Source organism: Cypionkella psychrotolerans, from assembly GCF_001294535.1.
GTDB lineage: Bacteria > Pseudomonadota > Alphaproteobacteria > Rhodobacterales > Rhodobacteraceae > Cypionkella > Cypionkella psychrotolerans.
Genome location: NZ_LGIC01000050.1, coordinates 1 through 2,490 on the forward strand (window position 1 = coordinate 1; position 2,490 = coordinate 2,490).

Sequence of the window (2,490 nt, forward strand, 5' to 3'; positions counted from 1 at the left end):
AAGCAGGCGTCACTGTGAGGCAGATCAAGTGCGAAGAAATACGCCTTTTGCTCAACACCGCCGATCACAACCATCGCCTCGCCAAAATCCGCTTGGGCGTGGCCCGGGGCATGAGCCAGCGGCACAAACATCTCTCGGCTGCGTCGGCCATGTTCGCGGACATAATTCTTCACCGTCGTGTAGCCGCCCTTGAACCCGTGCTCGTCACGCAGCCGCTCAAAAATACGCTTGGCCGTATGCCGTTGCTTGCGGTTCCGACTAAGGTCCTCCTGCAACCACTGGTCGATGAAGCCCGTGAATGCATCCAGCCTGGGCCGCTTTATCGCCGTTGTCCGCTGATACCCTGGCGGAACCGAAAAACTCATCATCTTCTTCACGCTTGCACGCGAAACACCAAAATGAAGAGCGGCGGCGCGTTCGCTCAGGCCTTCGCGGCGCGCAAGGCGCACCTTTCTATAAAGTTCCACGCTGAAAATCCCCCGCCCTCCCCGTCACCAGAAAGAGCCAAAGTGGCAAAGTTTTACTCTGCCCGCAGCAAGACTATCCCGCCACTTCCGTGGCAAACTTTTGCACTGCCGTTCTCAGTGCGATTGTATGAACGGGGGCAAGTTGGTTCATCAGAAAACTCCGGAATGAGGGACAGGATCACGCCCGGACACCCTCTCTCGGGCATCCTCGGACCTGAACTTTCCCAGCCCTCCTCTTCCTCTCGACCCGCAATGATCGCGTCAGTCAGCTTGATATTGTTCGTGTTATGTTCTATATTGAAGATCAGCCAGCAAGGGAGTTTTCCGATGGATAGCACCACATATGCCCTGCCTGCGACGCCAAAGCAGATCGCCTATGCGCGCTCGCTTGCGTTGCGCAATCAGACGCTTTTGCCATGGGAGGTGCAGCAAGATCGGCGCAGCTTAAGCGCTTGGATTGACGCACAAGGTCAGATGAAATCTGCCGCTGCGTCAGACCCACGTCCAAGCTCCAAACAAGTGGCTTTCGCCGAACGCCTCGCCCGGATCAAACGCCGCGCCGTGCCGGATGAATGTTTCCGCGACAAGGGCCTGATGTCGAAGTGGATCGACGGGAACCGGTGAGGTGCCGATGGCAGTTTTTCTGCGTTTCCCTCCCTTCTTGCGCCAAGGACTGTTGCCCGCATGGGGGGAGACTGCAAAGGCAGGACCAAGGCCCGGTCCTGGCGGCACGCCGGGAGGTGCTCAAACCGACATTCGGCAACCACTGCAGTCCATCAGTCATCTTGAAACCCCACTTCGTCGGATCTTTGTCTGTTTGAAGCCACCCACCAGACTCTTTGAAAATCACAGATTTGGAGTGCCCTTGACGCTGAAAACTCTCACTCGTCAAAGAAATCAGTGGTCCTCTCTTTAGAAATATGTCACTTTAAGCGCTATGGACGCTGCACGATCACAAAATCTAAAGAAACTGCTCGACGCTGTGCCCGCAGGGTATCTGGTCGATGCCGCATGGCTCCTCTCGCAAGGCATCGCCTATGAGAGTTTTCGCGACTATGTGAAACGCGGCTGGCTGGAGCGTATCACCCGAGGCGTCTTCCGCCGACCAACCCCAAACAGCCCGTCGTCCAACAGCATCGACTGGAAGACCTGCATTCTGTCCATGCAGCACCTCATGGGCCATGATCTGCATGTCGGCGGCACGACCGCACTCGGCGAACAGGGACATGCACATTATCTCCGCCTAGGGGAAAGTGCTCCGGTCTGGGTTTATGGCGACAATGTCCCGAACTGGCTGGTCAAACTGCCGACGGATGCCCCGATCAATATCCGTTCCCGTTCCTTGTTCACAGATCCAAAGCTGGGTGTGACCCAAGACAACAAGACGAGCCTGCCCTGGGACTGGGGTCTTACCCTGTCGACGCCAGAGCGCGCGATCCTGGAAGCCATGGACGAATTGCCCGATCAAGAAAGTTTCCACACCCTCGACATGGTCTTCGAGAGCCTGACGACCCTGCGTCCAAGACTAATTTCGGACCTCCTGCAGGCGTGCCGGAAGATCAAGGTCAAGCGCCTGTTCTTCGTCTTCGCCGACCGCCACGATCATCCTTGGCGCAAGCGGCTCGACCCAAAAGCATTCGACCTCGGAAGCGGCGACCGGGCCCTGGCCCAAGGTGGCAGGATCCATCCGCGCTACCGTATCATGGTGCCGCAAGACTTCGTGAAACCGGAGGCCGAACGTGGCGCGTGAGACCTATGAAGCCCAAGTTGCGCTCCTGGTGCGCGTCCTTCCCCAAGTCGCGGGCGAAAGCGTCTTCGCGCTCAAAGGTGGGACGGCCATCAACTTGTTCTATCGCGATCTGCCGCGATTGTCGGTCGATATCGACTTGACCTACCTGCCCATCAAGGACCGCGCTGAAAGCCTAGACGAAATCAACGCCGCGATGGACCGCATCGCGGCCTCCATCGAGACCGGCATCCGCGGCGCGAAATCTCAGCGCATCCAAGGGGGTGGCGGCGGTGC

3 protein-coding genes and 1 pseudogene are annotated in these 2,490 nt (G+C 58.0%); 3 read left to right on the forward strand and 1 reads right to left on the reverse strand.

Translation table 11 applies throughout. From position 1 onward, the window contains the following. Positions 1-467, reverse strand: a pseudogene (locus AKV04_RS10080) (IS21 family transposase); the annotation flags it as partial. Positions 468-794: 327 nt separating this feature from the next. Between AKV04_RS10080 and AKV04_RS10085 the strand changes: the two are divergent. From AKV04_RS10085 to AKV04_RS10095, 3 genes are all read left to right on the forward strand, one after another. Then, positions 795-1,091 carry a hypothetical protein gene (locus tag AKV04_RS10085; protein WP_054006313.1) on the forward strand — a complete coding sequence of 99 codons (297 nt, stop codon included), beginning with the start codon at positions 795-797 and terminating at the stop codon, positions 1,089-1,091. A gap of 313 nt (positions 1,092-1,404) precedes the next feature. Then, positions 1,405-2,217 (forward strand): type IV toxin-antitoxin system AbiEi family antitoxin domain-containing protein, encoded by an 813-nt coding sequence (locus tag AKV04_RS10090; RefSeq protein WP_054006314.1) that lies wholly within the window; start codon positions 1,405-1,407, stop codon positions 2,215-2,217. Beyond that, positions 2,207-2,490 (forward strand): nucleotidyl transferase AbiEii/AbiGii toxin family protein (locus AKV04_RS10095; RefSeq protein ID WP_162232860.1); only part of this gene is annotated, 284 nt, incomplete at its 3' end. The genes AKV04_RS10090 and AKV04_RS10095, both read left to right, overlap by 11 nt.

What these genes read in the sequence shown, in the direction of transcription:
- AKV04_RS10085 (WP_054006313.1), top strand. Translation starts at nt 795, where the DNA reads ATGGATAGCACCACATATGCCCTGCCTGCGACGCCAAAGCAGATCGCC.
- AKV04_RS10090 (WP_054006314.1), top strand. Translation starts at nt 1,405, where the DNA reads ATGGACGCTGCACGATCACAAAATCTAAAGAAACTGCTCGACGCTGTG.